Origin of the sequence: Novosphingobium sp. SG751A, from assembly GCF_013149295.1 — a bacterium.
Classification (GTDB): domain Bacteria; phylum Pseudomonadota; class Alphaproteobacteria; order Sphingomonadales; family Sphingomonadaceae; genus Novosphingobium.
Map to the genome: position 1 here is coordinate 57,797 of NZ_JABGCB010000016.1, position 19,247 is coordinate 77,043.

General features: G+C 64.0%; 16 protein-coding genes. 11 read left to right on the forward strand and 5 right to left on the reverse strand.

Annotation, left to right across the window (positions count from 1 at the left end; genetic code table 11):
- Positions 1 to 46 precede the first annotated feature (46 nt).
- Positions 47 to 1,411, forward strand: coding sequence for a hypothetical protein (locus FHW96_RS19770; protein WP_216650975.1), 1,365 nt, complete (start codon positions 47 to 49; stop codon positions 1,409 to 1,411).
- A gap of 39 nt (positions 1,412 to 1,450) precedes the next feature.
- On the opposite strand, the gene FHW96_RS19775 is transcribed toward FHW96_RS19770, so the two are convergent.
- Positions 1,451 to 2,665, reverse strand: a complete 1,215-nt coding sequence (locus tag FHW96_RS19775; RefSeq protein ID WP_172342303.1) for an MFS transporter — start codon at positions 2,663 to 2,665, stop codon at positions 1,451 to 1,453.
- A gap of 224 nt (positions 2,666 to 2,889) precedes the next feature.
- Here FHW96_RS19775 and FHW96_RS19780 point away from each other — a divergent pair, with 224 nt between their 5' ends.
- Both FHW96_RS19780 and FHW96_RS19785 read left to right on the forward strand, forming a co-directional pair.
- The gene (locus FHW96_RS19780) at positions 2,890 to 4,323 is read left to right on the forward strand and encodes an MFS transporter (protein ID WP_172342304.1); all 1,434 of its coding nucleotides are present in this window, start codon (positions 2,890 to 2,892) and stop codon (positions 4,321 to 4,323) included.
- Positions 4,324 to 4,402: 79 nt separating this feature from the next.
- Complete coding sequence (locus FHW96_RS19785) at positions 4,403 to 5,290, forward strand: LysR family transcriptional regulator (RefSeq protein WP_172342305.1); 888 nt, start codon at positions 4,403 to 4,405, stop codon at positions 5,288 to 5,290.
- Between the two features lie 298 nt (positions 5,291 to 5,588).
- Here FHW96_RS19785 and FHW96_RS19790 read toward each other — a convergent pair whose 3' ends face one another.
- The gene (locus tag FHW96_RS19790) at positions 5,589 to 6,917 is read right to left on the reverse strand and encodes an aminomethyl transferase family protein (protein WP_172342306.1); all 1,329 of its coding nucleotides are present in this window, start codon (positions 6,915 to 6,917) and stop codon (positions 5,589 to 5,591) included.
- 256 nt (positions 6,918 to 7,173) lie between these two features.
- On the opposite strand from FHW96_RS19790, the gene FHW96_RS19795 reads away from it, so the two are divergent.
- From FHW96_RS19795 to FHW96_RS19805, 3 genes are read left to right on the forward strand one after another with little or no spacing between them, the layout of a single operon-like run.
- The gene (locus FHW96_RS19795; RefSeq protein WP_172342307.1) at positions 7,174 to 8,013 is read left to right on the forward strand and encodes a methylenetetrahydrofolate reductase; all 840 of its coding nucleotides are present in this window, start codon (positions 7,174 to 7,176) and stop codon (positions 8,011 to 8,013) included.
- Between the two features lie 35 nt (positions 8,014 to 8,048).
- Positions 8,049 to 8,900, forward strand: coding sequence for a formyltetrahydrofolate deformylase (purU, locus tag FHW96_RS19800; RefSeq protein ID WP_172342308.1), 852 nt, complete (start codon positions 8,049 to 8,051; stop codon positions 8,898 to 8,900).
- Positions 8,901 to 8,902: 2 nt separating this feature from the next.
- Positions 8,903 to 9,784 carry a bifunctional 5,10-methylenetetrahydrofolate dehydrogenase/5,10-methenyltetrahydrofolate cyclohydrolase gene (locus FHW96_RS19805; RefSeq protein WP_172342309.1) on the forward strand — a complete coding sequence of 294 codons (882 nt, stop codon included), beginning with the start codon at positions 8,903 to 8,905 and terminating at the stop codon, positions 9,782 to 9,784.
- On the opposite strand, the gene FHW96_RS19810 is transcribed toward FHW96_RS19805, so the two are convergent.
- The 3 genes from FHW96_RS19810 to FHW96_RS19820 are packed head-to-tail and all read right to left on the reverse strand — an operon-like array spanning position 9,744 to position 14,295.
- Positions 9,744 to 10,721 (reverse strand): MBL fold metallo-hydrolase, encoded by a 978-nt coding sequence (locus FHW96_RS19810; RefSeq protein ID WP_253951099.1) that lies wholly within the window; start codon positions 10,719 to 10,721, stop codon positions 9,744 to 9,746. The genes FHW96_RS19805 and FHW96_RS19810 overlap by 41 nt on opposite strands.
- Complete coding sequence (locus FHW96_RS19815; protein ID WP_172342311.1) at positions 10,721 to 12,019, reverse strand: aminomethyl transferase family protein; 1,299 nt, start codon at positions 12,017 to 12,019, stop codon at positions 10,721 to 10,723. The genes FHW96_RS19810 and FHW96_RS19815 overlap by 1 nt, the downstream gene beginning before the upstream one ends.
- A 14-nt stretch (positions 12,020 to 12,033) precedes the next feature.
- Positions 12,034 to 14,295 (reverse strand): TonB-dependent receptor, encoded by a 2,262-nt coding sequence (locus tag FHW96_RS19820; protein WP_172342312.1) that lies wholly within the window; start codon positions 14,293 to 14,295, stop codon positions 12,034 to 12,036.
- Between the two features lie 315 nt (positions 14,296 to 14,610).
- On the opposite strand from FHW96_RS19820, the gene FHW96_RS19825 reads away from it, so the two are divergent.
- The 5 genes from FHW96_RS19825 (at position 14,611) to FHW96_RS19845 (ending at position 19,199) form a co-directional block, all read left to right on the forward strand.
- Complete coding sequence (locus FHW96_RS19825; RefSeq protein ID WP_172342313.1) at positions 14,611 to 15,675, forward strand: aromatic ring-hydroxylating dioxygenase subunit alpha; 1,065 nt, start codon at positions 14,611 to 14,613, stop codon at positions 15,673 to 15,675.
- Between the two features lie 155 nt (positions 15,676 to 15,830).
- The gene (locus FHW96_RS19830) at positions 15,831 to 17,711 is read left to right on the forward strand and encodes a PD40 domain-containing protein (RefSeq protein ID WP_172342314.1); all 1,881 of its coding nucleotides are present in this window, start codon (positions 15,831 to 15,833) and stop codon (positions 17,709 to 17,711) included.
- 51 nt (positions 17,712 to 17,762) lie between these two features.
- Positions 17,763 to 18,341 (forward strand): hypothetical protein, encoded by a 579-nt coding sequence (locus FHW96_RS19835; protein ID WP_172342315.1) that lies wholly within the window; start codon positions 17,763 to 17,765, stop codon positions 18,339 to 18,341.
- Positions 18,342 to 18,384: 43 nt separating this feature from the next.
- Positions 18,385 to 18,810 (forward strand): thioredoxin TrxC, encoded by a 426-nt coding sequence (gene trxC, locus FHW96_RS19840; protein ID WP_172342316.1) that lies wholly within the window; start codon positions 18,385 to 18,387, stop codon positions 18,808 to 18,810.
- Positions 18,807 to 19,199: a group II truncated hemoglobin gene (locus tag FHW96_RS19845; RefSeq protein WP_172342317.1), complete on the forward strand. Its 393-nt coding sequence runs from the start codon at positions 18,807 to 18,809 to the stop codon at positions 19,197 to 19,199. The genes trxC and FHW96_RS19845 overlap by 4 nt, the downstream gene beginning before the upstream one ends.
- Positions 19,200 to 19,247: the final 48 nt, after the last annotated feature.

Genomic DNA, 19,247 nt, shown 5'->3' on the forward strand with positions numbered 1-19,247 from the left:
GGCCCTTTCGGCATTGCCCATGGCCCTTGCCGAAAGGGCCTTTTCTATGTCCGCCTTTAAACATGGCCTGCGCCGCGCGCTCCTGCCTTTAAGCCTCGCTCTGGCCGCCCCTGCCGCCGCGCAAACGCCCATGGCCGCGCCCATCACCACACAGTTCATCCGCATCGCGCCGGGCGTTCCGGGCGTGCTTTATGCGCCCGCGCAATCGGGGCCGAAATCCTCCACCGGCGTGCTGATCATGCATTCGGCGGCCGATTATCTGGCTTTTCCCGGCTGCACCGAACTGGCGCGGCGCGGCTATCGCGCGCTTTGCGTCAACAACAGCACCAGCAAATCGGGCGCCTTCAACGATGGCATGATCGATCAGGTGGTGCTGGAGATCAAGGCGGCGATGCTGGCCCTGCGCGCCCAGCCGGGGATCCGCCGCGTGGTCCTGCTGGGCCACAGCGGCGGCGGCACGGTGATGAGCGCCTACCAGATGATAGCCGAGGGCGGGGTCAAATCCTGTCAGGGCGCGGAAAAGATCTGGAAATGCCCCGATACGCTGGCGGGCCTGCCTGCGGCGGATGGGTTAATGCTGGTCGATTCCAATTGGGGCCTTGGCGCGATGACGCTCTTCAGCCTCGACCCGGCGGTGACCAGCGAGGAGGACGCCACCCGGCTCAACCCCGCGCTGGATATGTTCAATCCGGCCAATGGGTTCAAACCGGCCGGATCGACCTATTCCCCCGCCTTCGTCCAGACATTCCTGCGTGCCGAGGGCCAGCGCAGCCGCGCCATCACCGCCAAAGCGCAGGCCGCCTTGGCCAATATCACGGCGGGCAAAGGCCCCTATCAGGATGACGCCCCCTTCACCGTGGCCGGGGCCAGCCTGTTGGGCGGCAACAACAAGCTGTTTTCGCAGGATATCACCCTGATGGCCCAGACCAGGGCGCCCCATCCCCTGATCCATCCCGATGGCTCGGTCACGACGCAGGTGGTCAAAACCGTGCGCGTGCCGGAAAACACCGAAAATCTCTCGCCCTCCTATCGGCGCGGGGCGCTGCGCACCTCGGTGCGCTCCTATCTGTCGACCTATGCGATCCGCGTCGGCGAGGATTTTGCCTATGATGCCACCGGGGTGAAGGGCGTGGACTGGGCCTCGACCTATGCCGGCCCGCCGGGCAATGTTCAGGGGATTTCCGCGCCCCTGCTGGTGATGGGTATGACCGCGCATTGGGAATTTCTGGCCGCCGAAACGATCTACAATCTGGCCGCCTCGCGCGACAAATCGCTCGCCTTTGTCGAGGGGGCCGATCACCTCTATGCCACCTGCCGCCCTTGCGAAAAGGTGCCGGGCCAATATGGCGATACGCAAAAGACCACCTATGATTACATCGACCGCTGGCTGAGCGCGCCCGGCCGGTTCTGATATAGTGGGGCGCTGCCTTCAACGGGCAGCGCCCTTTCCTCATGCCGCCCGGCGGCGCCAGACCGGATAGCCCAGCAGGCTGAGCACCCCGCCGACAAGGAAGAAGGCAAGCAAGCCGCGAGACCCCAGTCCTAAACTGGCAAAGGCAGCGGGCGGGCCGAACAGGACGCCCAGCAGTGTGATCTGCGTCACCATCCCGCTGGTCGCCCCCATCGAGGCAGGCGAAGGCGCCACCAGCGGCAAAAGCGCCCACATCCCCACCAGAATGCCCAGCCCCACCATCATCCCGCAATCGAGCAGCACCGCGCCCGCCAGACCCGTGCGCAGCAACACCAGCCCCGCCCCGCAGCCCAGCACCAGCCCAACCGCGCCAAAGCCCAGCACAGCGGCCCGCGCCCCGCGCCCATAAGCCACGCCAAACAGCGCCGCCCCGGCAATATTGGCCGCCATCGCGGGCAGGGTGAAGGAATGCACCACCGCCTCGTCCACGCCGGTGGTGGCCCCCAACAGGCGCGGCAAGGTGGCCACCAGCCCGGTCTGGACAAAGGCCGCTGCCGCGAAACACAGGCCCAACTGATACGTGCCGCCGCTGCGCAGCACCGCGCCCAGACCATCGAGCCGCGAGGCCCGCGCCCCGCCCTCACGCGCAGGCAGCAGCAGCCGCGCCATCAGCCCCAGCATCGCCACCAATGCGGCATGGACGCCAAAGCCCATCCGCCAGCCCACATGCGGCCCCACCAGCGCGCCATAGAGGCCCGAGACGATGAAGCTGGCCGGGATGACCGTGGACCACAGCGTCAGCGCGGCCACTCTCTGGCGGCCCTGCGTCAGGCGCAGGATCATCGCCACCGCGCCCACCACCATGCAGACATAGCCCAGCCCGCCGACCACGCGCCAGGCCAGCAACGTCGCCAGCCCGCCCGCCATCATCACCCCCGCCCCGGCCAGCGCCACCAGCGCGGCCCCCGCGATCATCACCGGGCGGTCGCCGATCCGGTCCACCATCGCCCCGATCAGCAACGAGGCCAGCGCCGCCGCCAGCGCCGGGATCGACATCACCCAGCCGATGATCGCGGGGGAGCGGGGATGAAACTCCGCCGCGATCCCGCCCAGCGCGGGCACGGCGATGCTGACCACCAGCATGCCGAAAACGCCGATCAGATAGATCAGGATGATGCGCGGCCATGGCGCGGCTTGCGCGCCTTCCTGTTGCAACCTGGCCGATTGCGGCGCCGTTATATATGCCTCTGTCACGGACAGAATTCTCCCAAGGATAATGTTCTTGGCGCGCAGCGTCGCCCGGCGCGGCGCGCGTGGCAACCGGGCGTGCCCTCACCGCAGTGTCGCGGAATCCGCAACAATGTGCCGCTTGCGCGCGGCCCCCCGCTTTGTCACGCTTTGGGCGAAAATGCGGGCGCCGATGTTGGGCATGGGCCCCGCGCATGACCATCGCCAAGGCGCGATGCGGGAGAAATAATGTGAGCGAGCGTTTGTCGGCCCTTGTCGGGGGGAAATCCATGCTGGTTTCCCTGATCGTGGCGATTGCCTTTTTCATGGAGACGCTGGACGCGACGATCATCGTCACCGCCCTGCCGCAAATGGCGCGGGATTTCGGCGTCGATCCGGCGCGGATGAGCATGGGGATCACCGCCTATCTGATGGCGGCGGCCTGTTTCGTCACGGCCTCCGGCTGGCTGGCGGATCGGGTGGGCACGCGAACTTTGTTTGCGGGGGCGATCGGCCTGTTTGCCATCGCCTCGCTGATCTGCGGCTTTGCGGGCGATTTCACGGTCTTTGTCGGCGGGCGGGCGTTGCAGGGGGCAGCAGCAGCCATGATGTCGCCGGTCGGGCGGCTGGTGGTGCTGCGAACCTCGGAAAAGAAGGATCTGATGCGCGCGCTTTCGGCGCTGATCTGGCCGGGACTGGTGGCGCCGGTGCTGGGGCCGCCGCTGGGCGGGTGGATCATGGCAATGGCATCGTGGCACTGGATCTTCTTCGTCAACGTGCCGGTGGCGCTGGTGGGCATTGCGCTGGTGCTGGCCTATGTGCCCAATGAGGTGCAGACGCGCACCAAGTTCGACTTCAAGGGCTTTGTCCTGACCGCGCTGGCGCTGGCATGCCTGACCTATGGGTTCGATCTGCTGGGGCTGCGCGATATGCGACATCTGGTGATCGGGCTGGGGCTGATGACGATGGCAGGCGCGATCGGGGTGGCGGCGCTGCGGCATATGCGCGCGGCGCCTGCGCCGCTGGTGCGGCTCGATGCGTTGCGGGTGCGTTCCTTTTTCATCTCCAGCGTGACGGGCGGCGTCCTTTCGCGCGCGGCGATCAGCGCAACACCCTTTCTTCTGCCGCTGATGTTCCAGCTCGCCTTTGGCCTGTCCCCGCTGGAGGCAGGGGGCATGCTGATGCTCTATATGCTGGCCAATCTGGCCATGAAGACGATCACCAATCCGATCATCGCACGCTATGGCATCCGTGCCGTGCTGGTATGGAGCAGCCTGATCGCGGGGGTCACCATCGCGCTTTGCGCCTTTATCGTGCCGGGCAACCATTATGCCTTCAACGCGGCGGTGCTGGCGCTGGCGGGCGCGGGGCGCTCGATGCAGCTGACCGCGATCACCATGGTCAATTTCGCCGATATTCCCCCGCCCCAGCGCCAGCCCGCATCGGTGCTGTCATCCCTGACCCAGCAGATCGGCATGGGCGGCGGGGTGGCCGTGGGGGCGCTGCTGCTCACCCTGTCTCAGGCCGCGCGGGGAGCCCCCGTATTGGGCATCGAGGATTTCCGCATCGCCCTGGTGCTGGCAGGCGTCATGAGCGCGAGCGCGGCGATCTTCTACCTCTCGCTGGCCCATGATGTCGGCGATGAAATCAGCGGCCACGGCAAACGAAAGGGACAGGGCGCCTGATCCGGGCTAAGAGCATGTTTGAAAATCCGCCGAAAAAGGCGGATTTTACCCGGCACCATAATAAAAACGGGAGAGAGCGATGGACCGGCTGACCACGATGACGACCTTCCTCAAAGTGGTGAAATGCGCCAATTTCACCAGCGCGGCCGAGGAATTGTCGATCTCGCGCACGCTGGTCTCGCGCCATGTCGCCGATCTGGAGGCGCATCTGGGCATCAAACTGCTCAACCGCACCACGCGGCAGGTGACGCCCACCGAGGCCGGGATCCGTTATAGCGAACTGTGCCAGCGGGTGCTGGGCGATATACGCATGGGCGAGGAGCAGATTTCGGCCATCAAGAACGAGGTCGAAGGCGAAATCTCGATCCTCTGCCCGATCTGGTTGGGCAGTTTTGGGATCTCCTCGGCCACAGCGGAATTTTGCGCGGCCTATCCCAAGGTCTCGATCAGACTGCATTTCGAGGAACCATCGGCCAATCCGCATGAATTCCTCACGCTTGGCCATGACCTGTGCATCCAGCCCAACGCGCTGCGCGACAGCTCGATCATGGTCAAGAAAATCGGGCGGATCGAACATCTCCTCGTCGCCTCGCCCGCCTATCTGGCCGCGCGAGGCACGCCCGAAACCATTGCCGATCTGGAAAGCCACGAATGCCTCGGCAAGCTGGGCGATACGCAATGGGTGCTGGCCAATGGCGACAGGCTGCCCCTGCGCCTGCCCCCGAAATTCGCCTCCAACAGCGTCTTTGCCCTGCGCGAGGCCGCCGAGGTGGGGCTGGGCATCGCCATGCTGCCGCGCGGGATCATGTGGCGCGCGCTCGAACAAGGCGCTCTGGTCGAAGTCATGGCGCATAATCCGCCCGAGTTGCGTCCGCTCTATGTCGCCTTTCCGCCGGGCGGGGATGCGCCGCGCAAAACGCGGGCATTGATCTCGTTTCTGGGCGAGAAGTTTAAGGGGCGGGGGTGAATTAAGTTCAGGTGCCTCCGGCGGGCAAAGGGACTCGGTCCCTTTGCAATCCCGCTACTGTCTGTGTTGTGCATCGATTTCGGCCAAGGCGCTCTATAGCGGCGTCTGAATGTAAAAGCCTGCGGCGCGGATAGGGATCACCTTACCGCGCCGCAGGCTTTTCAACCATCAGGTCAACACCCCGTCCTCCAACCAAACGCCACCCATTAACGGGATTGTTAAGGGCCCCCGCCCTTAACCCGCCGGAGGCCCCTTAAACCTAAAAAAGGGGGAACCGAAACCGGTCCCCCTCCCCAATTTAATCCTTCCGATACTCCCCCCGCGCATGGTCATTATAGGGAGAAGGCGCCACGGTGACTTTCAACCGCTCGAACCCGTAATCGCCGCCCGCATCATGCCCCGGCCCCGGATGCTCGCCCCAGACAAACTCGAGCTGCGTGCCGGGGGCGGCATGTTCCTTGTCCACCAGCCCCAGCGAGAGGATCGTGTTCAGCGGCCCGATCAGGCCGGTCTGGAAGGACATGCCGACCATCTTGCCATCCTTCTCGACACGATAGCGGCCATAGGTGTTGAGATAATCGGGCCGGCCGAACACGCGGGCCAAATCGGCCTCGTCGAACACGAAGGTCACCTTGCGGCGGCGATAATCGCCCTTGGCCTTTTCCAGCGCCTCGCGGCCAAGGTAATCATGGGTAAAGCTGATCGACTTGCCATAGCCCAGTTCGAAGGGCGAGACGTAGTAATCCTCGATATTGTCGGAATAAAAGCTGCCGTGGAGCGGCTTTTGCCCTTCATAGGAAAAGACCGAGAGCCATTCGCGGTAATCGCGCAATTCGGGATCGGTGAACACGCCGGGCGTAGGCGTGGGGATCCATCCGCTCTCGATACCATTGGTGTAATAGGCCTTGCCGCCCACGTGATGCAGGCCAAACTCTTCGCCTGCCTTCAGGATGGCTTCCTTAACGGCGGCGGCATCCTTCCAGTCGCCGATGAATTCATAGCCCGGCATGCCCGCCATGCCATGACGAAACGCGCGGAAATGCGCCCCGCCCAGCTCGACCGGCGTCGAGTGGAAGAACTTGGTCGAGGGTAGCGGCCCGCCAAACAGCTTTTCCGACAGCGCCATGGCCAACGGCCCCTGAATCTGGAAGCGGAAGATAAGCGGATCGCCTTCCTTGCGCAGGCCCGAATCCGGGTCCACCGTCATGGCCACATCATAGCCGCCCTTTTCGCCCTGATACCGGATCCAGCTTTGCGAAGCAGGCACGCCCGACAGGTTGAAGCGTTCGGGCGCATCGCGCATCAGGATGCCATCGGTGATCAAATTGCCCCGCGCCGTGACGGGCACAAATTGCTTGGCCTGACCCACCACGAAATTTTCGTAATTGTTGGCGCTGTAGTCTTTCAGCAGGCGCAGTGCGTCCGGCCCCTCGATCCACAGATCCCACATATGATGCGACAGATCCGACAGCGCCACGCCATCGCGCCACGCCGCCTGTTCGGCCCGCCATCCGGCATATTCGGGCGCAATCACCGGCACGCTCCACGCCTTGGCATCGGGTTTCCACACCACGCCCATCGGCGAACCGGCATCGTCAATGGCCTGTTGCAGGCTCTTGGGTTTCATCGGGCAATCCTCTTGTCTTCACGGGGCCGCAAGAGCGCGGCGCAAGCCAAGGATTAGCAAGCCCCACCGGGGCCAAGGTATTGCCTAAATCGGGGCAACATTGTCGCGGGAACGGGCACAATCGTCCCCGGCCCAAAAGCGCGAAATTGCGCCACTTGCCGTCATGGCGGCACGGGATTGTTGCAGGTTCGGATGCTACCGCCCCGCCCGCAACAATGGCAGGCGAAAAGGATCAACCCAAGGAACGATCCTAGCCATGAACGCCCTTTTCAACGCCTATAGTATCGAAGCCACGACAAAGGATGTCGCCACGCTGGGCGCGCTGGATGCCGATGGCCTGCGCCCCGCGCAGGTCTTTGTCCCATGGCTGCCCGAGGAAGGCGATGAGGCCCGCATTGCCGCCTGCGCCGCTGTGGCGCGGGCCGGTTTTGCGCCTGTGCCGCATCTCTCGGCCCGCCGCATTGCCGGCCTTGATGCGCTCGATGGCCTGCTGGCCGCGCTGCGCCCGCATTCCTCCTCGCTGTTCCTGATCGCGGGCGACCTTTCCGCGCCCATCGGCCCCTTTACCGACAGTCTCTCGGTCATCCGTTCGGGCCTGATCGAGCGGCATGGCTTCGCCCATGTCGGCCTTGCGGGCCACCCCGACGGCCATCCCGATGTTGCCCCCGCCATCCTGTGGGCCGCGATGGAGGATAAGATCGAGGCCCTGCGCCAGCACGGGATCGAGGCGCAGATCGTCACGCAATTCTCCTTTGACGCGGGCCAGGTCCTGCGCTGGCTCCACGAACTGCGCGCGCGCGGGATCACCGCTCCGGTACGCATCGGCATTCCGGGCCCAGCCAGCGTACGCACCCTGCTGCGCTTTGCCGCGCGCTGCGGGGTGGCGGCTTCGGCCGGGGTGGTGGGCAAATATGGCCTCTCGCTCACCCGCCTGCTGGGCAACGCCGGGCCGGACCGCTTTCTGGGCCAGTTGCAGGACGGGCTGAGCGCACAGGCTCTCGGCCCGGTCCATCTGCATGTGTTTCCCTTTGGCGGCTTTGCCCAATTCGCAGGCTGGCTCGACGGCGCCCGCGCGCCGCTGGCCCGTTCGGCCTGATCCCCCATTCAGACATAATATTCAGGAGAGAGAGCATGACCCAGTCCTTCACCCTCACGCTGAGCTGTCCCGACCGGCCCGGCATTGTCCATGGCGTATCGGGCGCGATCCTGACGCATGGCGGCAATATCCTCGATTCGCGCCAGTTCGATGATCGCGAAACAGGGCGGTTCTTCCTGCGCGTGGTGTTCGAGGCAGAGGGCGATGGCGCAGGGCTGGAGGCGGCGATGCGCGATCTGGCGGCGCAATTTGCGATGGACTGGCGCCTGACGCCCAGCGAACGCCCGGTTCGGACGCTGATTCTGGTGTCGAAATTCGACCATTGCCTTGGTTATCTGCTGTATAAACAGCGCATGGGCGAATTGCCGATGGAGATCGTCGCCATCGCGGGCAACCATCCCAAGGACGCGATGACCGTCAGCCAGATCGGCGACATCCCCTTCCACCACCTGCCCATCACCCGCGACACCAAGGCGAGGCAGGAGGCCCGCATCAAGGCGCTGGTCGAGGAAACCGGGGCCGAACTGGTCATCCTTGCCCGCTATATGCAGATCCTGTCGGACGATCTGGCCGCCTTCCTCTCGGGCCGCTGCATCAACATCCACCATTCCTTCCTGCCCAGCTTCAAGGGCGCCAAACCCTATCATCAAGCCCATGCGCGCGGGGTCAAGATGATCGGCGCGACGGCCCATTATGTCACCGCCGACCTGGACGAGGGGCCGATCATCCATCAGGCCGTCGAAGCGGTATCGCATGAAGACACGCCCGAGGATCTGGTGCGCAAGGGCCGCGAAATCGAAAGCCGCGTGCTGGGCCGGGCGGTGGGCTGGCATCTGACGCATCGGGTGTTCCTCAACGGCGCGCGCACCGTGGTTTTCGGAAACTGACGATGGTGCAGGTGCTCAGGGGCGACCTTCTGGCCCGCGAGATCGAGGAGGAATTGCGCGGCATCGTGGCAACGATGGATACGTCCCCCGCGCTGGCGGTGGTGCTGGTGGGCGATGATCCCGCCAGCCACATCTATGTATCGCGCAAGCGCAAGGCGGCGGCGCGGGTGGGGATTGTCTCGATCGAACATCGCCTGCCCGCCACCACCGATGAGGCGCGATTGCTGGCGCTGATCGGTGCGCTCAATGACGATCCGGGGGTGCATGGCATTCTGGTGCAATTGCCGCTGCCAGCCGGAATGGCGGCAGACCGGGTGCTGGATGCCATCGCGCCGGGCAAGGATGTCGATGGGTTCCATCCGGTCAATGTCGGGCGCCTCTCCACCGGCAAGCAAGGCGGACTGGTGCCCTGCACGCCTCTGGGCTGCATGTTGCTGCTCGAACAGGTGGTGGAGGATTTCCGGGGTTTGAAGGCCGTGGTGATCGGCAAATCGAACATCGTGGGCAAACCTGCCGCGCTGCTGCTGCTCGAACGCGAATGCACGGTAACGGTGACGCATATTCACACGCGCGGATTGCCGGAGATATGCCGGGGCGCCGACATCATCATCGCAGCGGCAGGCGTTGCACATCTGGTGCGGGGGAATTGGGTGAAGACCGGCGCGATCATCATCGACGTGGGCATCAACCGCACTCCCGGCCCGGATGGCCGCGCGATGATCGTGGGCGATGTGGCGGCGGATGAATGCGATCACGCCGCCGTCATCACCCCGGTTCCGGGCGGCGTGGGGCCGATGACCATCGCCTGCCTGCTGCGCAACACGCTGGATGCGGCCCGACGCCTTACCCCAGCGGGATTTCCAGCAGATCGCGCCCCAGAATAATCTCACCCTTGGGGAAGGCACGGCGCAGCGGTGCAAGCAGGCTTTCCCCCTCTCCACCTTTGCCCATCACGAAATGGGTCAACACCAGCTTCTTCACCCCCGCCGCGCTGGCCATCGTGCCCAAGGCCTCGGGGGTCAGGTGTTGATGCGCCATATGCTGCATCAACATATCCAGCGCCGCGCCAGCCGTGCCATTGGCCACCAATCCCGCACGGATCGATTCCAGATCGACGATTTCCGACACCATCACATCGGCCCCCCTGGCCAGTTCGCCCAGCGCAGGCGAAGGCCCGGTGTCGCCGGTGAACACCACGCTGCCGGCCGACGTGTCGAAGCGATAGGCATAGGCCTTGTCCACGCCGTAATCATGGGGGGCGCTGCGGATCTGCGCAAAATGGCTGTTGGCCACCGCGCTGATCTTTACCCCGTCCTGCTCGGCAATCACCTGCGGCGCGCTCACATCGAACTCGCGCGGAGGATAGAGCCCGGCCAAAGGCGGGCGGGCGGCGGCCTGCGCGCGGAAAATATCCTCGCCAACGCCAATGGCCAAGGCGGTGCGTTCGACCAGCTTGCGCGTGCCGGGCGGGCCCCAGATCGGCATGGGCACGCTGCGCCCCAGCATCCAGCCCGTCGCCATCAGATAATCCAGCCCCAGCGTGTGATCCCAATGCAGATGGGTCAGCAAGGTCAGATCCACCTTCGAGGGCTGGACCCCGGCGCGCAGCAATTGCTGGCCCGCATTCTCGCCCGCATCGATCAGGTATCGCTTGCCGCCCACCTCCAGCAGGGTTGCGGGCTGGCTGCGCGCCAGATGCGGCGGCGGGCCGCCCGCCGTGCCGAGCAGGACGATGCGGGCCTTGGGGCTTTGTGCCCGTAATCCGCCCGCCATCATGGCCAGAGCAACACCCCCGGCCTTCAACATCATCCGACGCTGCATCACGTCCTCTCCAAATCTATGCTCTGATTGCGGCCCTCATCCAGATAGGGAAAGCGCGCGATTCTGGCTCTCACCTCCTTGATAGGCCCGCCATGATCGCCCCACAGCACCGTGACCGCGTTTCCGATCACCGCCTGCGCCCTATCGATCGTGGCGTGGGAAATGACCTTGCGGAAATGATAGCTGTAGACCGTGCCGGAGGAGACGCCCACGGCCCGATCCCCCTTCATCACATGATCGGCATGGCCGCAGACCCCACGATTGGCGGGGGAAACCGGGATCTCCAGATATTTATACTCCGCCCCTTCGCGAAAATGCGAGGCATAGATGTCGATCACATCGTCCGCTTCCCATTCCAGCGTCACCACCGTGCGGCGTGGGTTGGCCAGTTCCTCTTCCACCGCCGAGCGGCCGGTGAAATCATGGTCGAGCCGCACCGACTTTTCCCAGCCCACCTCGACGGGCGTGCGGCAACGGGCGCGTGTGTCATCAGGCGCAATGCTGCCCGCCATCTGCGGATCGGGGAAACGGCCCCCCATAAACGCCCGCCAACCTGCGTCCCAATGCATCGATGAGGAAAAGGTCCAGAACTGCTGGGGAAAGCCGCCCTCGACATGGTTCACCTGAAACGTCTGCCAGCCGAGCGGCTCGATGCCATGGGGGGCGCCTGCACGCAGGATCGCATCATAGATTTCGGGCGAATGGGCCATGGGGCCATGCAGTTCAAACGCCAGCGTCCCCGCCATGCCCAACCGCATGATCTGCACGCCGTGCCCCGCCACCTGCGTCTGGCGATAGCGTAGGAAGGCAATGTCGCGCAGGGATTCGCCCGTTGCCGCCTCCAGCGCCGCCAGCGCGGTCGGCCCGGCGATCTGGAACAGGAAATCATCGCTGACCACCTGCTCCACATCGCCCGAAAAGCGCGAAAAGGCATAGGGCGCCCAAGCCCCGGCAACATAGAGTTTGAACTCCTCCTCGCCCAATTTCTGCAACACGCCATGACCCGCGATTCTGCCATTCCCATCGCAGGCGATCGCATGTTTGGCCGTGCCCACCCGGAACTTGGCAAAGCCGTTCACAAAGGTCTGCGCCAGGAACGCCCCGGCATCGCGCCCGCGATAGGTGATCTGGCCCATGCCCGAGAGGCCTGCGTGGATATAGCAGGAGCGCTTCCACGACAGGCTTTCCGGCTTCCAGCCATTATACTCCCATTGCCGCACCAGCCCGCCCGCCACGCTGAACAGGCCGAATTGCGGATAGAAGGGGATCGCGGCGGGCAAAGCGAAAGGATTATGCACGAGAGCCCCCCCGATCAGTATTTGAAGCCCAGCGTCACCCCATAGGTGCGCGGCGGAGCAGCCACCCGGTTATCGCCCACATCCAGTGCATTCTGCTGCTGCGAGTAAAAGGCGTCGGCCAGATTCTTGCCCCATGCCTTGGCGTACCAGCGATCCCCCGGCGCGCTATAGGTCAGCGAGGCGTCAAGCAGGGTATAATGGCGCTGTTGCAGCCGGTTTTGCGGATCATCGTAATAGCCGCCATTGTAATAGGCATTGCCCGCAAGGCTGATCGTGCCATTGCCCAGTGCGGTGGTGTAATCGAACCCGGCGTTGAGCGTGACATCAGGCGTGTTCTGCACATGGCGCCCCGATGCATCGCAAGGGGCAAAGACCGTGCCCGCATAATTCGTCCCCGCCACGCACTGGATCACCGAATTGCCGCCCACCGCGTGGAAGAACGGATTGGCATTCGAGGCCGCATTGGGAATCGGCACCGACCAGAAGGGCGTGTTGAACCCGTTCTTATACCGCGCATGCAGCCATGCCGCGCTGGCGGTCAGCGTCAGCTCGGGCGTGACCTTCACCGCCAGATCCGCGTCGAGGCCATAATTGATCGAGCCGGGGGCGTTATAGACGTAGAGCTGACCCTGAATGATCTGGTTCGCCTGAATATTGGTGTAATCGTAATAGAAGGCCGAAAGGTTCAACCGCACCCGGCGATCCATCAGATCGGTTTTCAGCCCCACCTCGAAAGCATCGACCGTTTCGGGCTGCAACACCTGCGGCGGGAAGCTGTCGGGCTGATAGGACCCGCTCTTGAAGCCGCGATTATAAGAAGCGTAAGCCATGGCCTGCGGCGAGAAGCGGTGATCCAGCGCCGCCCGCCATGTCAGCTTGGGAAAAGTCTTGCTGACCAAGGGAGCGTTGACATTGACCACGCTGGTCGCGCCGAAGAAGGGGACGGTGGTGATGGTCTGGCTTTCCTCCATCTGGCGCCGGTCGCCGGTATAGCGCAGGCCCAGCGTCAGATTGGTGGCCGGGTCGATGGCATAGGAGCCTTGCGCGAAGGCAGCATAGGAGTTGAGCGTCTGTTTGACCTTCTGGTTGATGCTGAAATCGGCGCAGGCATAGCCGCAGGCCAGTACGCCGCGCGTGGTGATCGGGTCATATTTGCCCTGTGACCACATATAAAACCCGCCCAGCACCCATTTGAACGGCCCCTTGGCGGTGGAGAGTAATTGCACCTCCTGCGTGAACTGGCGGTCCTTCTGGATCTCGCTGAAGGTCAGGCTGCCCGCCGGTGTTTGATCCGCATCGATGATGGTGAAAAGCTGGGCCTCGCGATAGGCGGTGATGCTGACCAGTTGCATGGCCGCGAAATCATGGCGGATGTTCATCATCCCCCCGCCCTGCCGCGTGTTGACGCGCGGATCGACGTTCAGGTTGATGTCGCGCGGCCCGCCCGGCGTCGGCGTTCCCAGGATGGTCAGCCCCTGATAGGTGCGGATCGCCGGATCGCTGCGGCTCAGTTTGGCATAATCGCCCGCCAGCGTGATCGAGGTGGCGCCATCCTCGGACGCCCAGTGCAGCTTGGCGCGCAACCCGTAATCCCAGCCCTTCTGCACCTGATGGCCGGTGGCAAGGTTCATGCCATAGCCTTTGTCCTGCTGGTTGAAGACGCCCGCGATGCTGGCGGTCAGCCCCTGCGCCAGCCCGCCCGACAGATAGGCCGACCCGCCCCACGTATCGTAATTGCCATAACGGATCTGGCCCGAGGCGTGGAAATCCTGACTGGGCGCCTTGGTCGTCACCTGTATCACGCCGCCCGTGGCGTTGCGGCCGAACAGCGTGCCTTGCGGGCCTTTCAAAATATCGACCTGCTGTACATCGGCCAGTTGAAAGATCGCACCGGTGGATGATCCGATATAAACCCCGTCCACATAGGTCGCGACCGGGTTTTCAATGCCCGGCCCGGTGGCGGTGGTGCCGATGCCGCGAATGCGCGGTTGGCCAAACCCGCCAAGGTTGGTGTTGAAATTGAGCGCGGGGCTAAGCTGCTTCAACTCGGTCGTATCGGTGATCGAGGCGCGCTCCAGCCGGACGGGATCGAGCGAGGAAATCGCCACCGGCACATTCTGCGCGGTTTCGGACCGCTTTTGCGCGGTGACGATGATCTCGCCCAATTGACCGCTTTGCTGCGCGTGGGCAGCGATGGGGGCGGCGACGGGCGCGATCAACATGGTGCAGGACAGCGCAAGGCTGCGCATGCGCGAAATGGCGCTCTGATGGCTCATAAACTCTCCCATTGTTCGTCTCTTTGCCCGGCGCCATGGCAGCGCGGGTGGACGGTTCCGATCATGGGAGAATGCTTAACCGAGCGCCCCGCCCGGTTCGATAGCCGCGCCTGCAATGCACTGTCGCGGGTTTAGCGACAATCCATGTCACGCCGCGGGTTTGGCGACAATCCATGTCGCGCCGCAGGTTTGCCGACAAGGGCGCGCCTTGGGCGTGCGGAATGCGCAACATTGCCGTTCGGAACCGCGCCTTTTTCACGCGGAAGCGCGCGCCTATCCTTGGCCCATATTCGAATAATGGGACGAGGAAATGCTATGTCGATCAAGGCCGATTTCACGCAGGGCTTTGTCCGCAACCACTGGTACGCCGCGGCATGGAGCCAGGAGATCACCGAACGCCCGCTGGCCCGCCGGTTGCTGGGCGAACGCATCGTGCTGTTTCGCGCGCCCGATGGCGCGGTGGGCGCGCTGGAGGATCGCTGTCCGCACCGGCTTGCCCCGCTGTCCATGGGCGAGTGCGCCGATGGGGGCCTGCGCTGCGGCTATCACGGCATGGTGTTCGACACACAGGGCGCCTGTATCGCCATCCCCGGACAGGACATCATCCCCCCCACCGCGCGCACCCGCGCCTATCCGGCGGTCGAACGCTATGGTCTGGTCTGGATCTGGACCGGGGTGGGACGGGCCGATCCGGCGCGCCTGCCCCGGATCGCAGGGTATGGGGAAGAAGGCTGGGCCGCGATCACCGGGGGCTATCAGCATCACAATGGCAATTACCGGATCGAGATCGAAAACCTGATGGACCCGGCCCACACCACCTTTCTGCACAAGGAAACCATCGGCAATCGCGCGGCCAAGGATGTGCCGGTGCAGGTGGCGCAGGGCGAGCATGGGTTGAAAGCCTATCGCTGGATCGAGGATGTGCCGCCCACCCCGCTCGACCGCAAAAGCCGCGATTTTGGCGATTCCCATGTAGACCGCCAAGTCTCGTTCCATTTCGAACTGCCCGCCACCAGCTTTGTCGATATTGCCGTGATCCCGGCGGGCATGGAGCGCTCCGAGCATAATCTGATGCATGGGGGCCTGCGCAATTTCAGCTATAAGTTCCTCACCCCCGAAACCGACAGCTCGACCCATTTCTTCTGGCTCCACCTGCGCAATTTCCGGCAGGATGACGCCGAATTCGAGGCGGGTTTGCGCGCCAGTCTGGAAAAGACCTTCAACGAGGACAAGGACATGGTGACCGCCATCCAGCGCGAGCAGGAGGAAACCGGATTGCGCCAGCGCACCGCCATCGCCATCGACCGCGCGCCGATCATGGCGCTGCGCATGATCGACCGGATGATCGAGCGGGAAAAGAACCCGCAACTGGCGCACTAGAGCGCGGCCCCGGCCTCCGGCGGGCGATCCAAAGGTGATGCAACGGGATAAGATCGCCGCCATGGGGGGTGCAATTCCCCCCGCACTCTGCCCATAGATCATCCACGGCCCGGACAACGGGCGCCCGATGCGGCATAAATTCGGAGACATGTCTGATGGATCGACGTAAATTTCTGGGCGCCTCGCTGGCGTCTCTGGCCACGGCGGCCGGCGGCGCGGCGCAGGCCGCCGTGGCGGGCAAAAAGGGCGTGATGTTCATGAACCGCATCGCCCCCTCGATCTCGCAGCTTTTCATCGCCAATCTCGACGGCACGGGCGAACGCAAGCTGCTGGGCGAGAGCCAGTATGATTACAATGGCGCCCCCAGCGCCAAGGGCGATTTCGTGACCTTCACCTCCGAACGCCGGGGCGATGGGCAAAGCGATATCTATCGTGCCAAAATCGACGGCACGGGTATCGAGCCGCTGGTCGCCTCGGACAATGTGGATGATGCGGGCGTGCTTTCGCCCGATGGGACGAAGCTGGCCTTTGTGTCCACCCGCAATGGCTATCGCGCCAATATCTGGGTGCTGGACATCGCCAGCGGCGCGCTCAGGCAATTGACCGGCATTGGCGACATCCATGGCGAGCTTGGCATGCCCGATGGCTATTTCCGCCCGGCATGGTCGCCCGACGGGCAATGGCTGGCGTTCTCGTCCGATCGCAACACACGCTGGTACGGCCATGATGGCGGCGCGGGATGGGAGCATACGCAGGAGCTGGCGATCTATCGCATCCGCGTCGATGGCACCGGCTTTGAAAAGCTGGCCCAGCGCCCCGAATATTGCCTCGGCTCGCCCAAATTCTCGCCCGATGGCACGCGGATTGTTTTCCACGAACTCAGCCGCGAGGCGACATGGGGCGCCCGCCGTCCGAACTATGTCGGCAAGACGCCCTCGCAGATCGTCTCGATGGATCTGGCCAGCCGCGAATGGACCTATCACACCAGCGGCAACGATCTGAAGCTGCAACCGCAATTCATCAATGACACCGAGATCGGCTATCTGGTCAAATACGGGCCGAACGAAGGGCTGCATTACACATCGGACCGCGCGCCGGTGCTGGGCAAGTTCCGTTCGCCCCGCTGGAGCGCGGATAGCAAGAGCGTGATCTACGAAAAGACCTCGTTCCAGCCGATCCGCCCGCTGGGCAAGGAGCTGTTCAGTTGGGACAAGGACTGGGATTACCGCCACATGGACGTGTTCCCGATTATCGGACGCGATGGCTGGCTGGTCTATACCGAAAAGCAGTTGGGCAATTCCTCGATCTTTATCATGCGCCCCGATGGCAGCGGCAAATTGAAGGTGTTTGAATCCTCCGGCCACGGGCTCGACATTGCCCGCGTCAAAATGGGGCTGGCGGGCGCGTTTCAGCCCAGTTGGTCGGGTGACGGCAAATGGATCGTCTTCGGCCTCGGCTATTGGTTTGCCGAGCGGGGCCATGAGACCGCCGCCATCTGGCGCGTGCGCCGCGACGGCACCGGGGCCGAACAGATGACCGACGGCACCGTCCATTCCGGCTTCCCCAGCGTCGATCCCACCAACCCCAACCGCATCGTGTTCCGCGTGTGGAGCGAGAAGGAGAAGGGCCTGCGCCTGATGGACCTGACCACCAAGAAGGTCACCGTGCTGACGCAGGAGGCCGACAATCTTCCCGGCTGGTCGCCCAACGGCAAGTGGATCGTGTTCACCCGCAAGCGCGCCGACAGCAATTTCGACGTTTACACGATCGAACCCGACACCGGCAAATTGCACCGCATCACCACCCATGAGGGTTCGGACGGCCATGCGGTGTGGTCCTATGACAATCGCATCCTGTGGTCGGGATCGGAACAGGGCTTCCGCGACGAGGCGGCGCTCTATGAAATGACCTTCCAGCAATATGGCCAGATCTGGGTGTGCGACTGGGATGGCGGCAACAAGCGCATCGTCACCGACAGCAAATGGGAGGATTCGATGCCCATTTACGTGCCGGGCAATTACTTCCCCCGGAAATGATGATCGGGGCGGCCTGCGACCATCCGCAGGCCGCCCGAATGAGATTGCTCCATGGTTTGTTGTTTTTTCCCGAAGTGCCGGGGGGCCCTTGCCCCGGCGCTGCTGGCCCTTGCCTGCTCTACGCTTGCCTGGCCCGTCCATGCGCAGGAAGCCAGTCCCACCCCGCGCGACCTGCTGGCCCGCGAATTTGGCGCCTCGGGCCTGACCGTGGATATGAACAGCGACGAATTGTTCGGCGCGGTTCAGGCGCGGCTGGGGGCCTATGGCGCGCCGGGGGCTCCGGCCAGCCCCGCGCTGTCGCTGAGCAATCTGGTGCTGCCCAGCCATGTCACCCTGCCCATAAGCGAAGATGGCCACTGGTTCATCAAACTGGGCGCGGCCGAGATTGTGGGCACGGCGGCCGATCATGGCATCCGCATCAGCGACAGCGCCAGCACCACCAGTCTGGCCCAGATCCAGTATCGTCCATGGGCCGGAACGCTGATCGGCATCGGCGCGACCTATGAAAGCAATGTGGTCCATACCAGCGGCGGCGCGCGCATCACGATGGCAGGCGCGGGGGTCCGCTTCGATCTGCTGCAAAGGCTGCGCGCCAATGTCGCCGAATTGCTGGCCGGCTTCACCTTTTAATCCCGCCTCTGGAATTAGGCGCCCGCCGCGCTACATGGGAGGGATGACAAGCGAGATCGTGATCTGTCCGCATTGCGGGGGCGCCAACCGCGTGGCGCGCGAAAGGCTGGGCGATGGGCCGCAATGCGGCAAATGCCACAAGGGCCTGTTCACCGGCCATCCTTTGGCATTGGACGCCGCCGGTTTTGCGGCCCATGTCCATCGCGGCACGCTGCCGGTGCTGGTCGATTTCTGGGCGCCGTGGTGCGGGCCGTGCCGGGCGATGGCGCCCGCCTATGAACAGGCCGCCGCCGCGCTCGAACCCTTTATCCGCGTGGTCAAGGTCGATACCGAGGCCGAACAGGGACTGGGCGCGACCTATGGCATCCGCTCGATCCCCACGCTGATGCTGATCCGCGGCGGGCGCGAGATCAAGCGGCAGGCGGGCGCGATGGATGCGCGCCGGATTATCGAATGGGCGCGCGCATGAGCCAGACACCTTACGATGCCTTTGGCGGCGAGCCGGTCGTGCGGGCGCTGGTCGCGCGTTTCTATGCGCTGATGGACACGCTGCCCGAGGCCAAGGCCTGCCGCGATGTGCATCCGCCTTCCCTTGCGCGGGCGGAGGAGAAATTGTTCGAATATCTGACCGGCTGGCTGGGCGGACCGCCGCTTTATACCGACAAATATGGCCATCCGCGCCTGCGTATGCGCCATTTCGTCGCCCCCATCGGCGCGGCGGAGATCGAGGGCTGGCTTTTGTGCTTTCACCGCGCATGGGGCGAGGTGATCCCGCCATCGCCTCTGGCCGACACTATTTTGGAAAAGGTCGAGGCGCTGGGCTGGCATATGGCGAACAAGCCGGAGCAGGCCGGGTGAGCTAATTTACGCCTATCTCCCTGCGCGATACCGGATTATCACCCTTGG

Bases quoted from the DNA above. Each gene is read 5' to 3' on its own strand.
- purU (WP_172342308.1), top strand. From the start codon at position 8,049: ATGACCCAGTCCTTCACCCTCACGCTGAGCTGTCCCGACCGGCCCGGC.
- FHW96_RS19785 (WP_172342305.1), top strand. From the start codon at position 4,403: ATGGACCGGCTGACCACGATGACGACCTTCCTCAAAGTGGTGAAATGC.
- FHW96_RS19830 (WP_172342314.1), top strand. From the start codon at position 15,831: ATGGATCGACGTAAATTTCTGGGCGCCTCGCTGGCGTCTCTGGCCACG.
- FHW96_RS19770 (WP_216650975.1), top strand. From the start codon at position 47: ATGTCCGCCTTTAAACATGGCCTGCGCCGCGCGCTCCTGCCTTTAAGC.
- FHW96_RS19810 (WP_253951099.1), bottom strand. From the start codon at position 10,721: ATGCAGCGTCGGATGATGTTGAAGGCCGGGGGTGTTGCTCTGGCCATG.
- FHW96_RS19790 (WP_172342306.1), bottom strand. From the start codon at position 6,917: ATGAAACCCAAGAGCCTGCAACAGGCCATTGACGATGCCGGTTCGCCG.
- FHW96_RS19825 (WP_172342313.1), top strand. From the start codon at position 14,611: ATGTCGATCAAGGCCGATTTCACGCAGGGCTTTGTCCGCAACCACTGG.
- trxC (WP_172342316.1), top strand. From the start codon at position 18,385: ATGACAAGCGAGATCGTGATCTGTCCGCATTGCGGGGGCGCCAACCGC.
- FHW96_RS19805 (WP_172342309.1), top strand. From the start codon at position 8,903: ATGGTGCAGGTGCTCAGGGGCGACCTTCTGGCCCGCGAGATCGAGGAG.
- FHW96_RS19835 (WP_172342315.1), top strand. From the start codon at position 17,763: ATGGTTTGTTGTTTTTTCCCGAAGTGCCGGGGGGCCCTTGCCCCGGCG.
- FHW96_RS19820 (WP_172342312.1), bottom strand. From the start codon at position 14,295: ATGAGCCATCAGAGCGCCATTTCGCGCATGCGCAGCCTTGCGCTGTCC.
- FHW96_RS19795 (WP_172342307.1), top strand. From the start codon at position 7,174: ATGAACGCCCTTTTCAACGCCTATAGTATCGAAGCCACGACAAAGGAT.
- FHW96_RS19845 (WP_172342317.1), top strand. From the start codon at position 18,807: ATGAGCCAGACACCTTACGATGCCTTTGGCGGCGAGCCGGTCGTGCGG.